Raw genomic sequence first — 21,140 nt, 5'->3', positions numbered from 1 at the left:
ACATTTACACGATGAACTTTGTGAACCAGGCAATGTATTGCGCACCTGGTATGAAAACGAGTTGAGCCAACAGCGTTCCGAAAAGTCTTGAAGTGATCATCATAAGCGATACATTTTTGAGTTTACTATAATCACCTTTTTTATTGATGACATCATCCGCCATGACGGAGATTTTAGGATCTACAAATACGACCAATAGAATAGTAGCGATTCCATTGATCAACCCAGACGCCATGATGGCTGTCGATGCCCTCTCTGGTACCAATAGTGCTGCATACAGGGCTGATAACACACCCACTGTATAGATCGATGTCACGAGCATATTGATGAAAAACAACCGTTTCGGGATATGTTCTAAAGAAAAACCTTTCAGGTAGCTTTTCTTGGGAAAATGGATCAGGTGGAGCCCTCTCTTTATGTATTCAATCGTAAACAGCATTCGAAACAAGGATGGGATCGATCCTCCTTTTTCTGATAACCGAATGATTGAACGGGAGAACAAGGCGACAAAGGTCGGAAGTAGAATCATTCCAATGATTGTTCCCACCGTGGAGGCTCCGAGGATGGCCCTGTATTGACTCTCAACAAATGAAAGAGGATCTACCGAAGGAGCTGTGTCAATTAAACTACCTGTAAATGGCTGCTGCATCATATTGGCCATCCTTGAAACGATGACCATCAGATTGAACAGCGATAAAGCGGAAGCGATCAAACCTACTCTAGCTCCCGACAACCGTACGGCATAGGCCAGGGTTTCAATGGTATGGATCACCAAAATGAATAAAGAGATATACAGGACTTTTTCTGTTATGAATTCCATACAACGACTCACGATCCTTACATAGGAGACTCTTCCCTAAAAGGAAGATTTGAATGAAGGTTTCTAATCGGACACATATATTCATAACCTTTAAATGCGCATCCTAGTGCTGAGCTTCTTAAATACTTATCAGAATTCTGCCCCCTGATATTTAACAGGTATCCATACCTCTTCCACAGCTTCAGGATCCGCTGGACGATAATCTTCGGTAAAACGTTCAAAGTGCTCCCGATCATCCAGGACGTAGGATGAAAATGGCAGCCACTCCTTGAATATGTACTGCAGCGTTTGGTTGAATTCACTTGCGGGACCGTGATGCAGAAAGACTGCATAAAGACCCCCACTCAAAAGATGAGTTTCCATTTCAGGCATTTTTTCAGTGTCTATTCGATCAACCTCCACAGCCGCCCATTTAACAAAAGGTGTGGAAGAACTAAAATTCTCTGCACCCAACCCCTGCTCAAAAACCTTTAGGTTGTACAGCATTTCATCGGTTCGATGAGGAATAGAATCACGGCGTGGCATAAAACTTTTCCAAAGTTCCCGGGTGGAATCTTTATCTAAAGACATCCGCTTCGACTTTCCAATCAACGTTTTTTCCTCTAGTGCTATGATTTTCGGATCCATTTTTTCACCTCCACAAGCATGATTTGATTCCAATAAAAGTTATATCGGTCATTAGGAAATCTTTCCTCATAAACATTTTCTTCAGGAATTTTACAATTCCTGCTGTCTTCATAGGTTGTGACCAAAAAAAAGCAGTTACGATTACCTCATCAGTAAAAAATTAAAATTCACGGCTTTATTGATTTAAGTCAATGTGATGCTTCTTGGGAAAAGGTAAACTACAATCAAAAGAACAAGGAGGATCTTAATCCTGATGAAAAACCTGCATAGAAGTGAAGAATTCCAAAGACATCCAGCCATTATTGCTGGGGTGAGTTTACTTTTGATGACCCTTGCCGCTTTTTTCTCCTATGGTTACGTCCATAGCTCTTTGGTAATACACGAAGATGCTGATCAAACGTATGACCTTTTACAATCCTCTCTCCCCTTATTTCATCTGGAAATTGCCGGCTGGGTCGTCATCATCTTCACAGATCTCATCGTCTCCTTGGCTTTTTACAAAGTTTTAAAACCTTTCCATTCCTTGTATGCCTTATTGGCAGGAGTTCTCCGCCTCATCTATACCATCATTCTAACCGTAGCTGTCTTCCGGTTATGGATGGTCGGCCAGGTCATTCAAGGTGATTCAGGCTCAGCGTCCCAAGTGATGGCCCATATTCTTAGCTTCGAGAAAATATGGTCCCTCGGGTTGATCGTATTCGGAGTCCATTTAATCATGGTGGGTATGACAGCTTCAAAAGCTGGTTTCATTCCAAAGTTTTTGATTGGTTTATTGATCCTGGCTGGTGTAAGCTACCTGCTGATCCATTCCATGTACCAAGCACTTCCTGAATATGAAACTTTAACAGCTACGATGGAGACCATTCTTAGTCTACCGATGATGATTGGCGAATTAGGATTCGGTATGTGGCTGTTAGTCAAAGGAATCAAAGTCAAATCCAGCACGCGACCGTCATATGTGGGGGCTTCCTAATCGCTTTTTGATTCGACTCAAGGATTCCGGGGTCATGCCTAAGTAGCTGGCCAGCTGATGCTGAGGTACCCTTTTCAACAGCTCCGGCCTTTTTTCAATAAGGGATTGGTACCGTTCCTCAGGCGTGGAAGATATAAATGCCGCAAAATCATCATGCATGGCACCCATGTCGTTCTCTACCATTTTAAGGATCATGGTTTCCAGGCCAGGGGATGTGTCATACGCATCTTGTCCTATGGATAAGTCCCCAACGACCAACACACAATCTTCCACGCATCCCAATGAATACTTGGAAACCTGATCACCGGCATGCTGGTTGAAAATGGTCACACTCTGATCCTCGGTATAAAAATTGACGGTCGTTTCTTTTCCTGATTCACTCACGGTGTATTTCCGGATACATCCTCTTAAGATAAAGTAACATTGCTCTGGGATTTCTCCTTGCTTTAACAAAACCGTCCCTTTTTGAAAAGGAGCGATGGGTACGTCAGAAGCAATGTCATTCAATTCTGCTTCACTGAGATTAGAATATCTTTTCATATAGTTGATGAGGATCTGTTTCATAAAACCTTTCCTCTCTGTCATTTTTTCTTCCTTATTATGAATATAGCAAGTTCATTCTCTAATAGGAAGATACTATATCAGCTTTGGTACCAAAATACAGGCTGTGTTAGAGTGGATGGAATAGGATAGAAGAATATGGACTGCTATGGCCATCTTTAAAGCTTACAGTAGCCCTTTCAACTAACTTTGACGCAAAGACGCTGCATATATTATTTTTAACGAAAATTATTGGGGGAGATAAATTTGGACCTGTTTTTATTTATTTCAGTCATCGTTGGTATGACCTTTATTTTCTTATATTTTGTCATCCGTTACGACTTGAAAAAGAAGAATTTGGAACTGGAAGAGAAAAAGCTGGAATTGGAAAAGAAAAAACTGGACCTGGAGAAAAAATATCAAGAGCATGGAGAAGAAAAGCAGTAAAGTCTCAGTTTTTCAGACTCTCATTGATTAAATATTTCCACTCCGAAGTTTATTATTATTTTTTTCTCGCCAATGGTTCTCCTGCTTTGACGAAACCTTGTCTTTTCAAATCTGGATGAAGGTTTACTTTTCCATTTTCGAACAAGAGCACAACCGTTGAGCCAAAGCTGAAATAGCCGACTTCTTCTCCTTTTCTGAGGTGGGTATGAGGGTGGGTCAATTCAATGGTATTGATCCACATCGCCCCTACTTTCACAAGAGCGAGGAACATCCCATCCTCCTGTTTTAACTCAGTGACGATACGATAATTAGTCGTTAGTGGTGATTTTCCTAGAGTCAATCCCCACTTGTTCACAGGAGTGGACGTCACTCCAAGTTCAAACTGTTTTTTTACAACAGCATGAGCGGGAGAGTGAATCCTGTGATAATCTTTCGGGCTGAGATACAAAACAAGAAACAACCCTTCCCGGTAACGTGTAATCATCTCCTTATCTTGCAGCAGGTCGTGGATCGAATAAGTAAGACCTTTCACTTTTATCAACGTATCCTGTACCTCACCAAACTGTGCAAGCTTCGCGTCAACAGGACTGATTATTTCATTCTCATCACCAAAAACGGGGCGTGCATCCGCCCTTAGTCTTCTGATGAAAAACTCTTGCAAAGATGTGTACTCCCTCAGGTGTTTTTCCAGTTCATCCGTTTTGATTCCAAACACTTTTACATAAAGGGGTACCAACCACCTCGTGACCGAAGCTCGACTGGCCCTCTCAATAAGCTGCCCCACCTTTTTTGAACTAAGCACCCCTATGATCCCACGATACAAATGTTTTCTCACTAAACTCCCTCCATAAACCTTCATATCTCTTGATTTCGTACCATCTATCATTCCCATTTTCCAATATCTAAAAAACGCCAACCTCCACGCCCCCCGTTCATGTTTGTTACTGTTCCCATGAATGAAGGTTTTTTCACCTGAATACTATATCCCATGGAGGTGACATCTCATGGAACATAACGATAAGGAGAAGTTAGAAGCCGAATTCACCCCTTTACGTAAGGATGCTACGAAGAAAACCCGGAAAATCAATGAACTAATAAAAAAGAACATCCCCTGGGAAAAACTGAAGATCGAACAAGAGTGGGCGGCACGAAATGTGCTGAAAAGCGTCTCCCTGCCCGTAATTAAGCCAGATGATTCACTCCTTCCTGTTTGGGATTTAAAACGATATGAATTCCTGCTGAAAGACAAACTCCCTCCATCCGTTAACCCGAAACTATGGTATCAGGGAAAACTGAATTTAAATGCCGGACTTTTTCAAGTGACAGAAAACATTTACCAGGTGAGAGGATACGATCTTGCTAATTTGAGTATCATTCGTGGAAAGACAGGCTGGATTGTGATTGACTGTCTTACCAGCAGAGAAACAGCAGAAGCCGCTTTTGAATTGATCGACAGCTACTTTGGCAAATTCCCGGTTAGTGCCATCATCTTCTCTCATTCACACGTGGATCATTATGGCGGTGTGGATGGAGTTCTTAACAGTGGAACGACAGATGATGTGAAAATCTACGCACCGAGCGGATTTTTAAGTGCAGCCCTGGAAGAGAATGTGACCGCAGGTGTTGCCATGTCGAGGCGAGGTTTTTACATGTATGGTGAGGTGCTGCCCCGTGGCGAAAAAGGTCAAGTAGACAGTGGGATCGGAAAGTATGTGTCCACTGGTGTTGTGACTTTAGTCAACTCAGCAGAAGAAATCTCCCCTCTGAATAATGAACCCTATGTCGAGAAAGTCATTGATGGTGTAAGAGTGCAATTCCAAATCACCCCGGATACAGAAGCTCCGGCTGAAATGAACACCTATATCCCTGAAGAAAAGAGCCTTTGTATTGCGGAGAACTGTACAGCTTCGCTTCACAACATCTATACATTACGCGGAGCTGAAGTACGGGACCCCGTCGCCTGGGCTAAATACATCCAGCAGGCCATTGAGCTTTTTGGAGACAATATGACCTCGGTTTTTGAAGTCCATAATTGGCCAAGGCACGGAAAAGAATACTGCATCGATTATATGGAAAAGCAGCGGGACATGTACCAATATATTAATGATCAGACATTAAGGTTGATCAATCAAGGCTACACCATCGACCAAGTAGGAAGAATGGTAACTTTTCCTGAAAGTTTAAAAGACGAGTGGTTTAACAGCTCTTTTTACGGAACGGTCAACCATAACTCAAAAGCGGTGTACCAGAAGTATATGGGGTGGTATAACGGAAACCCTGTTGATTTAAATAAACTCTTGCCGGAAGATTCCTCAAAAAAATATGTGGATTTTATGGGTGGAGAGGATGAAGTTATCAAAAAAGCAAAAGAAAGCTTTAGAGAAGGCGATTACCAATGGGTAGCTGAAGTCACCAAGCACGTCATCTTCGCAAACCCTTCCAATAAGAAAGCCAAATACCTTTGTGCGGATGCTCTGGAGCAGCTTGGCTACATCGCAGAATCCGGACCCTGGCGCAATGAATACTTGATGGGAGCACAAGAACTACGGTATGGAATCATTCCGATACAGCAGTCGACCATCACAACAGAAGTTCTCGATATTATGACTCTTGAACAAGTGTTGAACATGTTGAGTATACGTATCAACGGGTTGATTGCTGGAGAGTACGATTTCAAATTGAACTTTATTATTCCGGATCGAAAGGAAGAAGCCTTAACAGAAGTCAAAAGAGGTATTTTCCGTTATTTATCTAATGAATTAAAAGAGGGCCAAGTGAAGGTCATCATGAGCAAAGAAACCTTGTATGAATTAGCCACCACCAACAACCGCCCTTCTCCTTCTTCCATCAAAGTCATAGGAGATATCCAGAAATGGCATCAGTTCTTATGGGCTTTAGACCAAATTGACACAGACTTTCCGATTATGACACCTTTGGATAGAAAAAGAATCCGTGATTGCTAGATATTCAATAGCGTTGCGATATATGCCTCCACATTATACTGAATTTGCTTTCAATACAGCAGACTGTGTTTGGAAAAGGCTTTTATAAACATCGAAATAGAGGCAGTCTCCAAAGAGTCTGCCTCTTTTAGTTCCGATTCTGGTAAGTTTAGATAAAAAATTCGCTCGATGTACTATTTTTGGATCTCCATTAACCAGCAATCTTCAAACTTCCCTTCATGAAGCTCATGACCTGGAAGCCGCTTTACTTTTCTAAACCCACATTTTTCATAACAGCTCAAAGCCCGCTCATTTCTTACCTGTGGATCCATGACCACTCTGTCGACACACTTATTCTCAAGTAAATATTCAACCATCGACGTAACAAGCAGGGAGCCGATTCCCTTGTTCCAATACATTACTTCTCCAATAAATTGATCCATTCCATAAACGACCGGATCCCTGTACCCATATTGATTTTTCATTCCTTTATCAAACTCATAAAATTGGATATACCCTATTTTCACCCCTTTATAAAGGACAAGGCACTGAGTCTTTTCATCCTCCAAGGTTACAAAATCACTCTCAATCCTACTCAGATTAAAAGGTTGATCTCTCCCTTCATCATATTCGAGTACCCGAGGGTCTGAAAGCCACTTAGCTAGTACATCATCATCTTCTTTAACTAGTTTCCTGACGATTAGATCAGCATTTCTAAATAGCATGAGACTCCCCATTTCTCCTTATGCTCTTCCTTTCATAACCCTTATCCATATTCACTGACCTGGATGGACCGTTTGTATCTTTTTGATCAACTCTATGATGTCTTCATTGGAAAAAGGTTCGATCTTCACTTGTTTGGTGGTTTTGATCACATCTCTGGTGACTTTTTTAATCTCCTCTTTATCTACTTCCCCATTCAGCTTCTCATTCCATTGGGCGGGTACATTGTAGACATTCACAGTACCATCCCCGTTACCACTATACGTGACGGCTCCATCGACTAAGCGAGTACCTTTCAACTGAATCACATCCTCAGGATAGACAGCACTCTCTTCGTGGTTAGGGTTAATACGACTACCAGCAGGAATTTTTCTAACATACATTTTGTCGATCTGTTGGTTGGGTGCTAGTTGATGCCAAACTCTTGCCCATTCTATTTCACTGGATGTGTAGGAGCTCAAGTCTACCTTCTCCTCACCTGATGGTTGATTAGAATTCCCATCACTTGAGGAGGCAGCATTGGATGCGTCTTCCCCGGATCTTTTCGAAGATGCACCCTTTTCTTCCGTTGACTTTGCTTGATCACTCTCGTTTTTTGTTGATTCTGCCTCTGCATGCTGGTCGACACCAGAATGTTCATCACTGGTAGTTACAGTTGTTTCTTTCCCCTTTATGTCCTGACATCCAACGGTCACGAAAACAATGAAGATTAAAATCAGATGGATGTATAAACGCTTTTTATAACTCTTCACATTGTCATCCCTTTCTTTTATCAACTCATAAAGTTCTCCGATTCACTTTATCCTCTATCGTTCAAAAGATTATGTAGATCAACGCCGGTCACTTCGACTTAAAGAGTATAAACATTGTGTTTCACTAAAGCGAACGAGGGTTTTATCCAATTCCATCCCCGCTCTTTCTAAAAGCCTGCAGGAATACACATTGGCCATCTGCGTTTCGGCGGTAATTTTTTGAAGTTTCAGCTCAGTAAAAGCATAGTCTATGACTTCTTTCACAATTTCAGAACCATATCCTTTCCCCCACCAACGAGGCAGGAATTGATAGGAAATCTCGATACTATCCCCATCATGATGAGGGTCAAGAGAAACGAACCCAATAAAATGATGGGTTCCTTTCTCACGAACCACTAAATAGAGAGCGTTTACAACTGATGTCTGCATCCCTTCCAATAGCGAATCCAAACAATCCTCTTCCCGCGGACCTCCAAGGTACTTCCTAACCAATGGATTCAAGTAAAGTTGTTTTACCTCTTCATAATCCATGCTTTGAATCTCTTTCATCATTGTCCGGTCTGTTGATAACAAATCCATCTCCCCTTCCTCGTGTAGTTCTATTGTAAAAGCATAACGGCCGTCCCCTTACAACCACAGTTCCATTTTCCTTTCCTGCCCAGATGCTTTATGAAAAGGCACGCTTATTCCTTGATTAGCGCTACCTAAAACGGTTCATCTTATTCTCCCATTTCTATGGGATCTAGGATTCTTCTCACCCATCCTCCTTCTATAATATATAAGACGACCATAATATGGAAAAGTTACATAAAAATAAAAGGAGCCATGTTTGATCGTGAGTTCCTACTCGACCATTCAATAGAAAAGTTGTTTGTGCATAAAAAAAGAAGCTGAAGATTATTCAGCTTCTAAAAAGGGTAGGGAATATTTTATGAAAGAAAAAAGTTTCCTGCCCATCTGATTGAATGTCTATTATTCTCAACGTAAAAGTCTCTCACCTATTTATTAAATAATGCTTTTCTTGTTTTTGGACCCACGATACCATCCGCTACTAATCCTTTTGATGTTTGAAACTTCTTAACAGCTTTTAAGGTCTGCGGACCAAACATTCCATCAGCCGTTATTCCGAGTTTTCTCTGAAGAATGACCACTGCATCTCCTCTACTGCCGTACCTTAACGTCTCATTGAAGAATTCATACCCTGCGACTGCTTTGCTGGATCCCACTCCATAATTTTGCGCTAATGCTGTGAATGATGAGGAAGAACTGGTTATATATACGGGAATATTTTTATCCGCACGTTCAAACAGCCATACAACATCTTCGTTATACATTCGAATACAACCGTTGGAAGCATAAGTTCCAATGGAAGAGGGCTGATTGGTCCCATGGACGCCATAAACATTCCCTGAGGTATGTCCCCAGTCTCCGGGAACTTTGATCCCAAGCCATCTCACACCTAAAGGATTCCTTGGATCACCGCCGGGTATTCCTTCTTTATACCATGGCCTGTTCTTGACTTTATTTACAAGTATAAATTTCCCTTCCGGCGTCAAACTTCTCGTTCTTCCCGTTGCTACTGGAAAGACTTTCTGAAGTTTCCCATTTTCATAAAAAGCCAGTTGATTATTGCTTTTGTTAATAATGATGGCTTCCTTCTCAGCAGCATCTGCAGGCTTTGCCATCAAACAGGAACTCAACAATAAAATTCCCAACGCAAATACAAGTTTTTTTAGCAGCATTCTCTTACCTCCATGACCACCTTCGTTTATATGGCAACATTATACTCCGGCGGATGAGGAAATCATTGTCGAACCCGGCTGTCGAACGATAGAAATTTTCAAAGTAGTACACGTGAATAATTCCTGGATTCACCACTTTTACACATGTTAAAGGTGGCAAAAGGCTAAGGCTGTCCCCCTTAGCTTTTTGAAATAAAACAAATGGCATTTTATGGTAGGATTAACAGAAGGGGTAAGAACCCCTCTGCTTTACAGGATTTCCATTCGTTTTATAAGGAGGAAAACCCATGATAAGAAGGATCTTCCAGTTAAATACGTTGTATATTCTCATCATAATCTTCGCCATCGGCATTCTGGTGATCCCCCGTTTCGTGGAAGGGATCCAGCTCCATTCTAAAGGCATCCGTTATGTAACGAGTAACATGAATGATTACTATCATAAGACCTTTCCTATGGAGGGGAAATATACAGTAGAAATCAATGTCGATGATTTAAAAAGTAACGAAGGAAAAGTGCTGTTTGAGGATAGTGAAAATAAAATTTATGTAACGAAAGTATCGCGTAATGGTTCAGACTACGAAATCATTTTCAGATCCAGCGGGAGTTATAGTGCAGATGGGGCGACATTAGTTTCTGGTTTGGAACATGCACGGAGTAACAATGGTTTCACCTCTCATTTCAAAGCGGAAGCTGAAGTCGAGTATAAAGGTGATATTTATGAGGTTTCTCCTTCCGGCTTCTCTGCATTCAACTATCAAGATGGGGATCAATTCGGGTTCCATTTTTCCATCAATGTAAAAGAAGAATCTACTGTAATAATGACGGTTTCTCAGTTACAAGTGAACTTATGGGCAGGAGTGCCTGAATAACAAATGGAAACATAAAAAGGGATCAGCTACATGAGCCAATCCCTTCAAACCATCCCTATAGTTCTGCTTGTAATACAACATCCCCTTCAGGAAGCTCGTTATTCGGTTGTGGTTCTTTCGTGATGGCGATGGCATCCCATGACTTCTGATTTTCTTCATCAATTCGGAAAGTCACCGCACCGTTACCTTCTCCATCGGTTGTAAAAGCACCTGCTGGTTCAGGATTTTCACCTTCGATCAGCCATACTTGATAGACCTGGTCGCCTTCGAGTTGACTCAGTTCTTCCACTTGGACAAGCAGTTCAGAACCGATGTTCCGATCAACTAAGGTCGCAATTCCGGATCCGGCTTCACCTGTGGATGCAAGCTGCGTCCGCTTGGTCGGTGTCACCGTATCACCATCCTCACTTTCACGGTCCTCGAGTTCAGATAATGCCACTTGAAGATCAGAAAGATTCGACTCCAGATCTTCATTTTGTGAAGAAAGCTGCTGAAGCTGCAAGCCGGCGAATATATTTCCACCTACGGATAAAAGAAGACCTGCTGCCAGCGCACCAGCCCAAACCTTCCACTTGTTCGGCTTTTTAGGTGAGAGGACCGGCGTCTGTTTTTCTTCCGCTTCAGATCCATGTTCCTCTTCTTCATTGTAGACCCCACCTAATATACGTTCTCTCATGCCAGCCGGAGGTGTCGCTTCTTTCATATAGGAAGGGATCTCTCCCATCAGGTTTTCCAATTCCTGAACTTCTTCCTGACAGTCGGGACACTCCCGTAAATGCTGTTCGAATTCTTTTTTCTCTTTTTCTGTCAACTGGTCATTCAAGTAATCAAGAACATTCTCGCATTGTTTGTCATTCATCGGTGGTCCCCCCCTTTCTCATCCAAATGCTCGCGCAATTTTTTCAATGCGAGCCGGACCCGTCCTTTGACTGTACCAAGGGGAATGTCACATCTTTCAGCGATTTCCCGTTGCGATAATCCTTGGAAATAAAAAAGGCAGATCATGCGTTGTTGTTCATCAGGTAAAGTGTCGATGGCTTTACGCAATTGGTCGCGCTCTTCTTTGTTTGTGACGACCTCTTCGACACCAGGCATTTCTTCATTCATTGAATCTCTCTGATCCCACTCCACTTCCTGAACTTTCTTTTTTCTGATCAAGTCGATGGAGGCATTTCGTGTGATCGTCAACAGCCAGCTTGAAAACTTGCCGCGCTCCTTCACATAGTGACCCGCTCCTCTGCCTCTCCACAACTTGATGAAAACATCCTGCATCACTTCTTCTGCGGCTTGCTGATCCTTCATCATTCGATAAGCAAAAGAATATAATAACTTCTCATATCGGTTGTAGAGGGTTTCGAGAGCTGCTTTGTCTTTATTACGGAGTTGTTCGTACAACTCATAGTCCGTGGGTTTGCTCATTCAAATTCCCCTTTACTTATGCCATGTCTCTCTAGTATATCTTTTCAAAGGAGATCTTTCATGTTTCACAAAGCTTACGAAAGGAAATAATGTTCGGATCACCATATTTTTAAAAATTTTTAATGCCAGTGCTTTTTTATTGACCCTTGGTTAAGAACATGCGATAAACAAGGTACCGAGTCATGATCTTGAAAGTGAGGGATGTTGAATGAGTTCTACTAATAAACCTGCAGAAATCGATCAGGATGGTTCCTTCAAACGCCAGACGAACCGCTTTACTGCTCCGTTCGGTGAAGAACTTCCCATACAATCCGGTAAATACCGTCTCCTTTGGTCTCCCGCTTGTCCATGGGCTCACCGTGCAGTCATCGTCCGGAAAATTCTCGGACTCGATACCTCCATCAGTCTTGGGACCGCAAGTCCTCTCCGCCCACAGATCGACCGTGTGGATTGGGAATTTTCTTTAGATAAAAACCACAAAGATCCTGAACTGGGGATACAATATGTGAGTGAAGTTTACTTCAATTCCGATACATCCTACACCGGGCGGCCGACTGTACCTGTGATGGTCGATATTGATGAGAAAAAGGCCGTCAACAATGATTATTTCAACTTGACTACAGATTTCGAAACAGCCTGGGCTCCTTTACATAAAAAAGGGGCTCCTGACCTTTATCCCGAACATTTGAGAAAAGACATCGACCAATGGAGCGACGTCATTTTCCATGACATCAACAATGGTGTCTACAAATGTGGCTTTGCACACTCACAAGACGCATATGAACAGGCATTTGACCGACTTTTTGCACGTCTCGATGAGCTTGAAGACCATTTGGCAGAGAATCGTTTTCTACTGGGGGACTTCATCACAGATTCCGATGTAAGACTTTATACGACCCTTGCACGTTTCGATGTCGCGTATTATAACGGATTTAATACAAACCGGAACCTGATCCGTGAGTTTCCGAACCTGTGGGGTTACGCCCGTGACTTGTATCAAACAGAAGGATTTGGGGATACCACTGATTTTCAAGCCATCAAACAACATTATCACTTATCCATTACCATCAATCCTGAGCGCACCGAGGAAAAGATCCTTCCGAAAGGTCCTGACCTTTCAGTATGGAATACCCCTCATCACCGCGAACAATTAAGCAGGACGAAAGAGAAGTTTAACTATAAAAGGAGTACGACATGAACATTACGATCCGCAATGCAAAGGAAGAAGAAATTCTTGAAATACGAAAGCTGAGAATCGCTGCTTATGAAGACCATACCGCCTCTATTCCCGACGAACATTGGAAAGCTTTGAAAAAAGCGATTTCCTCTGAGGCTGACCAGCAGCCGGGTGTGGATTTATTAGTGGCAGAAGTGAATGGGGACATTCTTGGGAGTGTAGCCCTTTTCCCTGCAAAGACAGATGCCTATGAAGGTTTCGTAGATGAACTCGACTACCCGGAGATTCGGGTACTCGCTGTCATACCGCAAGCACGCGGCAAAGGTATCGCTTCCGCTTTGATTGAAGAATGTATCCAAAGGGCGAAAGCGAAAGGCTATAACGAGATTGGCCTGCATACGGGTGATTTTATGAAAGACGCGATCGCTTTGTATGAGCGCTACGGATTCGAGCGTTTGCCGGAGCACGACTTTGAGCCTGCGAATGACGGAATCATTGTGAAAGCTTTCCGTCGATCCATTTGATGAACAAAAAAGGTCACTCTCAATCAGAGTGACCTTTTTTCATTCATACTTTATATAGTTATAATATTCCGTAGGCACTTCCTCAATAATATTGCCATCATGATCCTTGTAAACTTCATATTCCCGATAGGCTTCCACTCTGGATCCATCCACGACTTTCGTCCCCTCGTGTTTAAGCTCCAACTCCATAGTTGTCCCTACGGCCTCCTTGTCTTTATTGGCTACCGCTTCTGTTTCATTCTCTTCTGTGCTGACGGGTGCCCGGAAATGGTTTTCCGGTTTCATCTGCGGAGATTCCATGTAACCGATCCACGCTACAATTCCTAAGAGCAGTATGAAAGGATAAAACTTTTTCATGTGGTCGCCCTCCTCATAAGTCCTGTACAAGCATCTTATGCGTCCGCTCATAAAAAAAGGAACCATTCCCTATGGAAAGTTCCTTTTTTTAGTGATGGATTAATAAAATCCTCCATGAGTGTGATGATACCCTCCATACCAGGGATGATAGACCCCATGCCCTTGATGATATCCATAGCCCGGCGCATATGTGCTATGCCCATGTTCGTACCCATATCCAGGAGAATACGTCCCTTGACCATGATGGTATCCATAGCCCGGGATATACGTGCCATGACCGTGATGGTACCCATACCCAGGGATGTACGTGCCGTGACCATGATGATAGACTCGATCCAAACCGATCGCCCCTTCCCTTCATTCCCCTTAGCCTATGTGCAGGCGTTGATGAGAGTATGGGCAGATGCTCTCATTAATTATCAATCTCTAAATGATACGATTAACCCGTGTTGGCAGGCCGTATGCAAGTCTCTGTAGGTTTTATTAATGACTGTATCTTCTAAAACAGCTGATATGCCTAAGTAATTATAGATCGACTGTGCTGATTTCAAGGCTTCTTTTGCTGCATTTTCACACACGTGACTGACTTCTTTCAAATGATCTTCAGAAAGCTCATCCCCTTGAATATGGAGATTCCAGGTTTGGGAAATGACTCGATCAAACGAGTTTTTCGTATCGGTCAGTCTTTTTTCCGCCGCCTGAATTTTGTTCAGGACAAAATCATTGCGACCGCTTTTCCTCCACTCATCTTTAAACTTCTCGGCTACCACTTTTGATTCTAAAAGAAATTTTCCAGCAATGCCTAAACCGATCGATGCAAATTGGGATTTGGCGAATTGAAAAAATGGATAACGCAAGAGCGGGTCTTCATAATTGGATCCAGACAAATGAAATGCCATCGTCCACTCATCTTGGACAAATTCATCTTCAACGATAAGGGTGTGGCTATTGGTCGCTTTCAACCCAAAGGCATTCCAATCATCCATGACCTTTACTTGATCCTTTTTAAAGATAATACTACGAACTTCTGTCGATGACTCCCCTTCTCCATGGTCAACCTTTGCATTCATCATAAAAAACGAAGCGATGGAAGACCCGCTGCAAAACTTCCATTCTCCGTTGATCTGATAGCCGCCAGGAACAGGTTTCGCAGATCCTGTTGGAAAACCGCTTCCTGATAGAACGGTGTCATCATTGGATAAATACTTCCTGTAAATGTCTTCTCTCAGTGATTTTAGAAGGTACATATTCCCTGTACATACCGCCAATAACCAGCCAAGATTCCCATCAATAAATGAGGCCTGTTCATATACTTTCAATGTTTCAGGTAAAGTTGAGATCCTACCTCCAAGCTGCTTTGGTACCAACAACTGAAAAAAGCGTTGACGATACAATTCTTCCATTATTTCGGGCGCAAGATTTCCCCTCTTCTCCATCAACTTCGAATCCTTTTCAACAAGCTTCGATAGATCTTCGCTTATGACAGGGATAGAACCAGCCTCCTTGATTCGATTCGCCAGCTCCTCTGCCAGCAAGAGGGCTGCCGTTTATCGTATACTTTCTCCTTCAACCTCGTCATTCCCTCCTCTTTACATCTCAAGACCACCTCACTCCCCGCAAAAAAAGACACGCTCCTCTAAAGAAGAGCGTGTCCTTTTATTTTCATTTCACTTCGACTTTTACATTGTCGATATAAATATCATGGGCATCTGCCACTTGTCCCATCAAGAATTTCAAAGAAGTAACATCATCTTTAATCATCTCAAACTCAAACTCATAATGTTCCATGTCTTCATTTAAGGAGACCTTCTCACTCAGGTAACGCGTATAAGCCGCGTTTTCGAGAGTAACCTCTATGTCCCTGGCTAAGGTTGATTCAACATCAAAAGATAAGGTGTAGGCAGCCCCTTTGCTAAGGGAAAGACCTGGCTGCTCTGCTAAAACACTCCAAGTTTCATTGCCGCCATTCTCGATCGCTATTTTCAGTTCTTCATCAACAACGCTAACATCCGCATTCGCATCAAAGTGTATATACGGGGACCACGATTCCAATCCTTGTGAAAAGTCACCATTTCGGAAATTGATCGGAGCCACGATGACGGACGTTTGAATCATACGAATGTTATCTAACGTCACATCCCCGTCTTCTCCACCTAGAAGAAATCTCAGCTGACCGACTTCACCAGAGAGCTCCTCAGGCAGTTGGAATTCTAACGTATGCTCCGCCACCTCTTTCGTCAATGAAACCGCTTCTTCACTGAAGTACTGGACAGAACCATCTTCGCTGACCACTTCCACTTGAATATTTCTTGATTCTGATGCATTCGCATCGAATGTCAATTCATATTCCTGGTTTTCTGCAAACGGAATGCCGCCTTGTGAGAAAAGAATGTCTCCGGGCTGCTGACCTTCTTCTTCAACGGTGATTTCAGCTTTTCGAGAAGATTCCGGTACGACTACACTCGCATCCGCACTATTTTTCGAGGACAGTTCCCAATAGTTCAAACGAGTCATATCCCCCTGGTCGAAGGTCCCGTTATAAATGAGGTTGCCATCACCCAAAGCCGGCTTCGAAGTGTCCTCTCCGACTTGATCGGTAATATCCTCCACACCTACGTTGCCGATCCATACAGGTGCTGTTCCATTACCACCCAGATTGAACTCGAGACGCGCAAATAAATCTGTATCCTGTTTGAATGTAAATGTGTAGTCATAAGACTCAAGGTTCTCCGTCAGTCCCATCGTTTTTTCACCGGAGTAATTCGCATAGCCTCTTTCGGCTCCACCGGATATTTTTGTCATGATGTTCCGGGTCGTATTGGATTTTGCATCAAACGACACCTTGTACGTGTGTCCTTTTAGAACCGGAAGCTTTTGGATTTGCTGCAGCGACCACTGCGCATTTCCCGGATTTGTAATTTCCGTTTTCGCAAAATTCTCTCCATCTACATCTTCAATGGTTAGATTCCCCTGCCCTTGGAAGTCAGGAAGCTTAAGGAAATTCCAATAGGTTGGATCGAGCGTTTTTTCTGGGGAATCTACGACAGTTATCTCTTTTTCGTAATTCTGATCATAAATAAAGTTCCCATCTTCTAGTGGCTGCTTAGCATCTTCCGGCAGTGTCTCTTCTTCCACGACAGGTTCGACCGGCTCTCTGTAATCTCTTCCTGTCAATTCATATACTCGCACATAGTCGACTTCCATCTTGCCTGGGAATTCTGTCGTTTCATCTGGATCACCACCGTACCATCCGCCGACGGCAAGGTTCAGGATCATGTAGAACTCTTGATCAAACGGAGCAGGATACGCATACTGATCTCCTTGATTTGTCCCTTTACTGAACCAATCATTCAAGGTTTGGTAAAGTTCTCCATCTACGTACCAGCGAATCTCACCTGGTTCCCATTCGACGGAATACGTATGATAGTCTGTAAAGTCTTCTCCTTCAGGGAAGTGGTACTCTTTACCTGTGTACGTATTATTCGGCCATTCTTCACCGTAGTGAATCGTTCCTCCGATGTTACTCGTGTCCCCTCCAGCGGCTTCCATAATGTCGATTTCTCCGGAAGTCGGCCACGGTCCATACACATCATTCTCCGGCATCATCCAGAATGCCGGCCAGAACCCTTGACCTTCAGGAAGTTTCATTTTCGCTTCAAATTTTCCATACTTCTTACTGAAGAGACCTTTGGTTTTCAGTTTGGCAGATGTATAATCATAGCTTCCAAACTTATCTGTAACCGGTTCTTCTTCCTTTTTCGCTTTGATGACTAAGTGACCATCTTCGGTATAGGAGTTTTCGCTGGAATCCGTATAATATTCTTTCTCATTGTTTCCCCAGCCAGCAGCGACACCATCTCCGTTTTCATCGACAATCCAATTTCCAATGTCATACGTCCACTTGTCTGAATCGATCTCTTCTGCTAAAAATTCATCGTTCCAGACGAGCGACCAATCCGAAGCTTGTTCAGCTGCATCGTAAACGACCACAGTGTTTAAATCAGCATCCACCGTAGACACTTCATTTTGAATCCCTTCATTGATATAAACCGTTCCGGAAACGTTTACATTTTCCAAAAGGATGTTTTCTCCGTTGGCAATGATTAAATCACCATCGAAAGTAGAATCCGTGATCGTTACACCAGAGGCATTGATCCACCCATTGCCTTTGATGTCCTGTCCTGTGTATTCTCCTTCTTCATGGTAGTAAGCATCCACAAATCCACTCACTAACTGAAGGACGCCTATACGTTTCACCGGCTTACTGGAATCGTTCCAAGCATCCAGTTTTTCTTCCAGTTGATAAGGAAGAAATTCAGTTAAAACGTTCTTCGCTTCCTCCTGCTTTATGGCAGAACGTAGGTTGATATCAGAGCCCGCTGCTTCTTTTGTTTTTTGAACAGCCTCTTCCTTATCCACGCCAAACCAATGACTTAATACAACGGCATACTCTCCATAACTCATGGAGGCGTTTTCATTTTTCTTATTGTTTAATCCTTCGAACAGTCCCGCTTCATACCAGTTCTGTCCAGTTACCTGTTTGCTTTCTGACTTTTTAGCATGAACAGGCGTGAAACTTCCTAAAACGATAAACAGCACCATAAAATAATACATAGCTTTCTTCAATCCGTCTCCTCCTTTTTTGTTAAAAAACTAGGTGTGGTTATCCTCTAAGCTGACTTTATTGTTTAGTTATAATAAACGCTGGTTGCCAATTTCATATCGATCATGTAGAAAATACATCAAGGAAACAGATAAAGGAGGGATTCACTCCCTCCTTTTCCAATCCCCCATAACGAAACCGGTTTCCATAATGGTTAAAAAATTTTATCTTTCGAAGCTGTGATTTTCCACTGTTTCTTTGAACCAGTAGTAACTATCTTTTCTCGTACGCTCGAACGTCTCGAAGTTCACATGAATGATCCCGAACCTTTTCTCATAACCTTCCGCCCATTCGAAATTATCAAGAAGTGACCAGACGATATAACCGACGATCGGTACGCCCGCTTCCATTGCTCGGTTTAGAGCGGTCAAGTGCTGCTTCAGGTAATCCACGCGCTCTTTGTCGTGTACCTTCCCATCTTCTCCTACTTCATGGTTATAGCAAGCGCCATTTTCCGTAATGTAAATCGGGACATCCCCATAAGTTTGATGAAGATCTGTAAGGGTTTTGTAAAAACCTTCCCCGTAAATCGGCCAATCAATATCTGTACGGCGTTCATCGAGTGCAATCTCTTCTACCTGGAACAATCCGCCGTCTTCCTTGTAGCGGCCGAGACTTCCTGTATAGTAGTTGATTCCCATCATATCGATCGGTTCAGAAATGATCTCAAGGTCGCCCTCTTCCATGTTCAAGGTCGCGTTGTGTTCAGCAAACAATTTCACCAAAGTTTCTGGATATGTACCTTTGAACACGGGGTCCATAAACCATTCCTTCTGCCACATCATGCCTCGCTTGCACGCATCAATATCTTCTTGTTTCGGGCTGTATGGCTCAAGCCAGCCAACGTTCGGGGCATATCCGATTTCTCCATCCGGAACGAGTGTACGGAACGACTGGACCGCTTTTCCGTGAGCGAGCAACAGGTGATGTGAAACATCTACCGCCGCTTGCAAGCTCGTTTTTCCAGGTGCGTGGATGCCTAGATAGTTGGATAAGAAGGATGCACACCAAGGTTCATTGATCGTCAGCCATTTTTTAACCTGGCCGCCGAACTCCTGGAACAACGCATTCGCATACGCCAGGAACGCCTCTGTCGTTTCGCGATTCTCCCATCCACCTTTTTCCTGGAGGACTTGTGGAAGATCCCAGTGATAGAGCGTAATCATCGGTTCAATTCCGTTATCAATCAGCTCTTCGATCAGGTTACGATAGTACTCGACACCTTCTGGGTTCAAATCACCTGTCCCATCTGGAATGACGCGGGACCACGAAATAGAAAAGCGGTACAAATCAACTCCGAGCTCCTTCAAGTGCTGCACATCTTCTTTGTACATATGATAACTGTTACACGCGTGATCGCCATGATCTCCGTTCTTCACATTGCCAGGGGTGTGGGAGAACACGTCCCAAATGGATGCGGTGCGTCCCCCTTCGTTTGCGGCTCCTTCAATCTGGTAGGAAGCTGTTGCTGCCCCCCATTTTAATTTGTCAGGAAATTGAATCGTTGTCATTGCCTTTACCTCCAGTTAATCTTTAGGAGTCTAGCGTTCTTTGGTAGATGCTCGTGGGACCAGTTCCGGGTCCACTTTGACATCATGGATGTCGTGATCGTCCTTAATTAAGTCTTCAAGCATATACGCTGCTAGTTTTCCTAGTTTTTGTTTGTCTTGCTTTACAGTCGTCAGTGGTGGATCACTGTACCGGCAAGCTTCGATATCATCGCAACCGATCAATTGGATATCTTCAGGAACAGACAATCCTTCTTCCTTCATCGCCTTTAATGCCCCGAGGGCCATCATATCGGAAGCTGCGAAAACCGCTTCAGGAAGCCGGTCCCCCTTCAGAATTTCCTTCATCCCTTCATATCCACTTTCTTCGAAAAAATCACCATAATAGATCCAGTCCTTGTTGATCGTGAGTCCGAATTGATTCATCGCATCAATAAAGCCGATATTCCGGATGCTTGAAACGAGGGAATCTTGTTTCCCACCGATGTAGGCGATGTTGCGGACTTTATTCAAATACAGATACTCGACGACTTTCGCTCCGATTTTTGCGTTATCTGTCATAATGTAGCTAGATCTCGGACCCTCAAGCTTCAAGTCAATTCCGATGCAGGGAATCTCACTTTTTGCAATATCATTCACAGCCTCTTCGATTTCATCACCAGCGATGACAAGGCATCCATCAACGTGGAAATGCTTACACCTTTCCAGGTACTTGCTTTCCCCTTTATAAAATTTTTCATTTGAGAACAACAGCAAGTCATAACCTAAAGCTCCTACGGCTCTCTTAAATGAATTGACGACTTCATTGAAAAAGGGGTGGGTAAAATCAACGTTGATCTTACCGGCATAAATCAAGCCGATCAGATTCGATTTTTTTGTAGCCAAAGATTTGGCTGAAAACTTAGGTTGATATTTTGTATCTTCGATAATCTTATAGACTTTCTTCCGCGTCGATTCACTGATGCCTCCATAATTGTTGATGATCTTAGAAACAGTGGCTGGAGAAACACCTGCCATTTTTGCTATGTCACGTATTGTTAAATCCATATCTTGTTCT

22 protein-coding genes are annotated in these 21,140 nt (G+C 43.1%); 6 read left to right on the top strand and 16 right to left on the bottom strand.

The window, feature by feature from the left end:
• Window positions 1-4 precede the first annotated feature (4 nt).
• A complete protein-coding gene (locus tag ACQ4XT_RS13000) occupies window positions 5-820 on the bottom strand; it encodes a lipid II flippase Amj family protein (protein ID WP_446854022.1) in 816 nt (271 codons plus the stop codon).
• Window positions 821-949: 129 nt separating this feature from the next.
• Entirely contained in the window at window positions 950-1,447 is a 498-nt protein-coding gene (locus tag ACQ4XT_RS12995; RefSeq protein ID WP_446854021.1) for a GyrI-like domain-containing protein, read from the bottom strand.
• A gap of 253 nt (window positions 1,448-1,700) precedes the next feature.
• Between ACQ4XT_RS12995 and ACQ4XT_RS12990 the strand changes: the two genes are divergently transcribed.
• A complete protein-coding gene (locus ACQ4XT_RS12990; protein ID WP_446854020.1) occupies window positions 1,701-2,420 on the top strand; it encodes a DUF4386 domain-containing protein in 720 nt (239 codons plus the stop codon).
• On the opposite strand, the gene ACQ4XT_RS12985 is transcribed toward ACQ4XT_RS12990, so the two are convergent.
• Window positions 2,400-2,984 (bottom strand): Crp/Fnr family transcriptional regulator, encoded by a 585-nt coding sequence (locus ACQ4XT_RS12985; RefSeq protein WP_446854019.1) that lies wholly within the window; start codon window positions 2,982-2,984, stop codon window positions 2,400-2,402. The genes ACQ4XT_RS12990 and ACQ4XT_RS12985 overlap by 21 nt on opposite strands.
• 243 nt (window positions 2,985-3,227) lie before the next feature.
• Between ACQ4XT_RS12985 and ACQ4XT_RS12980 the strand changes: the two genes are divergently transcribed.
• On the top strand, window positions 3,228-3,407 hold the full coding sequence (locus ACQ4XT_RS12980; protein ID WP_446854018.1) for a hypothetical protein: 180 nt from the start codon (window positions 3,228-3,230) through the stop codon (window positions 3,405-3,407).
• A gap of 55 nt (window positions 3,408-3,462) precedes the next feature.
• On the opposite strand, the gene asd is transcribed toward ACQ4XT_RS12980, so the two are convergent.
• Window positions 3,463-4,242 (bottom strand): archaetidylserine decarboxylase, encoded by a 780-nt coding sequence (gene asd / locus ACQ4XT_RS12975; protein WP_446854017.1) that lies wholly within the window; start codon window positions 4,240-4,242, stop codon window positions 3,463-3,465.
• A gap of 169 nt (window positions 4,243-4,411) precedes the next feature.
• Between asd and ACQ4XT_RS12970 the strand changes: the two genes are divergently transcribed.
• A complete protein-coding gene (locus ACQ4XT_RS12970) occupies window positions 4,412-6,370 on the top strand; it encodes an alkyl/aryl-sulfatase (RefSeq protein WP_446854016.1) in 1,959 nt (652 codons plus the stop codon).
• A gap of 173 nt (window positions 6,371-6,543) precedes the next feature.
• Here the strand turns inward: ACQ4XT_RS12970 and ACQ4XT_RS12965 are convergent, their stop codons facing one another.
• From ACQ4XT_RS12965 to ACQ4XT_RS12950, 4 genes are all read right to left on the bottom strand, one after another.
• Window positions 6,544-7,074: a GNAT family N-acetyltransferase gene (locus tag ACQ4XT_RS12965; RefSeq protein WP_446854015.1), complete on the bottom strand. Its 531-nt coding sequence runs from the start codon at window positions 7,072-7,074 to the stop codon at window positions 6,544-6,546.
• Window positions 7,075-7,125: 51 nt separating this feature from the next.
• Entirely contained in the window at window positions 7,126-7,848 is a 723-nt protein-coding gene (locus tag ACQ4XT_RS12960) for a YdeJ family lipoprotein (protein WP_446854014.1), read from the bottom strand.
• Between the two features lie 54 nt (window positions 7,849-7,902).
• The gene (locus tag ACQ4XT_RS12955) at window positions 7,903-8,373 is read right to left on the bottom strand and encodes a GNAT family N-acetyltransferase (RefSeq protein ID WP_446854013.1); all 471 of its coding nucleotides are present in this window, start codon (window positions 8,371-8,373) and stop codon (window positions 7,903-7,905) included.
• A 449-nt stretch (window positions 8,374-8,822) separates the two neighbouring features.
• The gene (locus ACQ4XT_RS12950) at window positions 8,823-9,566 is read right to left on the bottom strand and encodes a L,D-transpeptidase family protein (protein WP_446854012.1); all 744 of its coding nucleotides are present in this window, start codon (window positions 9,564-9,566) and stop codon (window positions 8,823-8,825) included.
• Window positions 9,567-9,853: 287 nt separating this feature from the next.
• On the opposite strand from ACQ4XT_RS12950, the gene ACQ4XT_RS12945 reads away from it, so the two are divergent.
• A complete protein-coding gene (locus ACQ4XT_RS12945; RefSeq protein WP_446854011.1) occupies window positions 9,854-10,435 on the top strand; it encodes a hypothetical protein in 582 nt (193 codons plus the stop codon).
• A 55-nt stretch (window positions 10,436-10,490) separates the two neighbouring features.
• Here the strand turns inward: ACQ4XT_RS12945 and ACQ4XT_RS12940 are convergent, their stop codons facing one another.
• Together ACQ4XT_RS12940 and ACQ4XT_RS12935 are read right to left on the bottom strand one after the other, a co-directional pair.
• Window positions 10,491-11,294, bottom strand: a complete 804-nt coding sequence (locus ACQ4XT_RS12940) for an anti-sigma factor (protein WP_446854010.1) — start codon at window positions 11,292-11,294, stop codon at window positions 10,491-10,493.
• The gene (locus ACQ4XT_RS12935; protein ID WP_446854009.1) at window positions 11,291-11,854 is read right to left on the bottom strand and encodes an RNA polymerase sigma factor; all 564 of its coding nucleotides are present in this window, start codon (window positions 11,852-11,854) and stop codon (window positions 11,291-11,293) included. The genes ACQ4XT_RS12940 and ACQ4XT_RS12935 overlap by 4 nt, the downstream gene beginning before the upstream one ends.
• A 208-nt stretch (window positions 11,855-12,062) precedes the next feature.
• Here ACQ4XT_RS12935 and ACQ4XT_RS12930 point away from each other — a divergent pair, with 208 nt between their 5' ends.
• Window positions 12,063-13,052, top strand: a complete 990-nt coding sequence (locus ACQ4XT_RS12930) for a glutathione S-transferase family protein (protein WP_446854008.1) — start codon at window positions 12,063-12,065, stop codon at window positions 13,050-13,052.
• Window positions 13,049-13,555, top strand: a complete 507-nt coding sequence (locus tag ACQ4XT_RS12925) for a GNAT family N-acetyltransferase (protein WP_446854007.1) — start codon at window positions 13,049-13,051, stop codon at window positions 13,553-13,555. Before ACQ4XT_RS12930 ends, ACQ4XT_RS12925 begins: the two co-directional genes overlap by 4 nt.
• 39 nt (window positions 13,556-13,594) lie before the next feature.
• On the opposite strand, the gene ACQ4XT_RS12920 is transcribed toward ACQ4XT_RS12925, so the two are convergent.
• From ACQ4XT_RS12920 to ACQ4XT_RS12895, 6 genes are all read right to left on the bottom strand, one after another.
• The gene (locus ACQ4XT_RS12920) at window positions 13,595-13,912 is read right to left on the bottom strand and encodes a hypothetical protein (RefSeq protein WP_446854006.1); all 318 of its coding nucleotides are present in this window, start codon (window positions 13,910-13,912) and stop codon (window positions 13,595-13,597) included.
• Window positions 13,913-13,959: 47 nt separating this feature from the next.
• Window positions 13,960-14,232 (bottom strand): hypothetical protein, encoded by a 273-nt coding sequence (locus tag ACQ4XT_RS12915; protein ID WP_446854005.1) that lies wholly within the window; start codon window positions 14,230-14,232, stop codon window positions 13,960-13,962.
• Window positions 14,233-14,331: 99 nt separating this feature from the next.
• Window positions 14,332-15,447 (bottom strand): acyl-CoA dehydrogenase family protein, encoded by a 1,116-nt coding sequence (locus ACQ4XT_RS12910; protein WP_446854004.1) that lies wholly within the window; start codon window positions 15,445-15,447, stop codon window positions 14,332-14,334.
• A gap of 127 nt (window positions 15,448-15,574) precedes the next feature.
• The gene (locus ACQ4XT_RS12905; RefSeq protein WP_446854003.1) at window positions 15,575-18,538 is read right to left on the bottom strand and encodes a carbohydrate binding domain-containing protein; all 2,964 of its coding nucleotides are present in this window, start codon (window positions 18,536-18,538) and stop codon (window positions 15,575-15,577) included.
• Window positions 18,539-18,739: 201 nt separating this feature from the next.
• Window positions 18,740-20,086 carry a GH1 family beta-glucosidase gene (locus tag ACQ4XT_RS12900; protein WP_446854002.1) on the bottom strand — a complete coding sequence of 449 codons (1,347 nt, stop codon included), beginning with the start codon at window positions 20,084-20,086 and terminating at the stop codon, window positions 18,740-18,742.
• A gap of 30 nt (window positions 20,087-20,116) precedes the next feature.
• Window positions 20,117-21,130, bottom strand: coding sequence for a LacI family DNA-binding transcriptional regulator (locus ACQ4XT_RS12895; RefSeq protein ID WP_446854001.1), 1,014 nt, complete (start codon window positions 21,128-21,130; stop codon window positions 20,117-20,119).
• Between the last annotated feature and the right edge of the window lie 10 nt (window positions 21,131-21,140).

Source organism: Halobacillus sp. 12SKB (genome assembly GCF_052941655.1).
The sequence above is the reverse complement of the archived record's forward strand: the minus strand, read 5'-3'. Positions and strand labels throughout refer to the sequence as shown.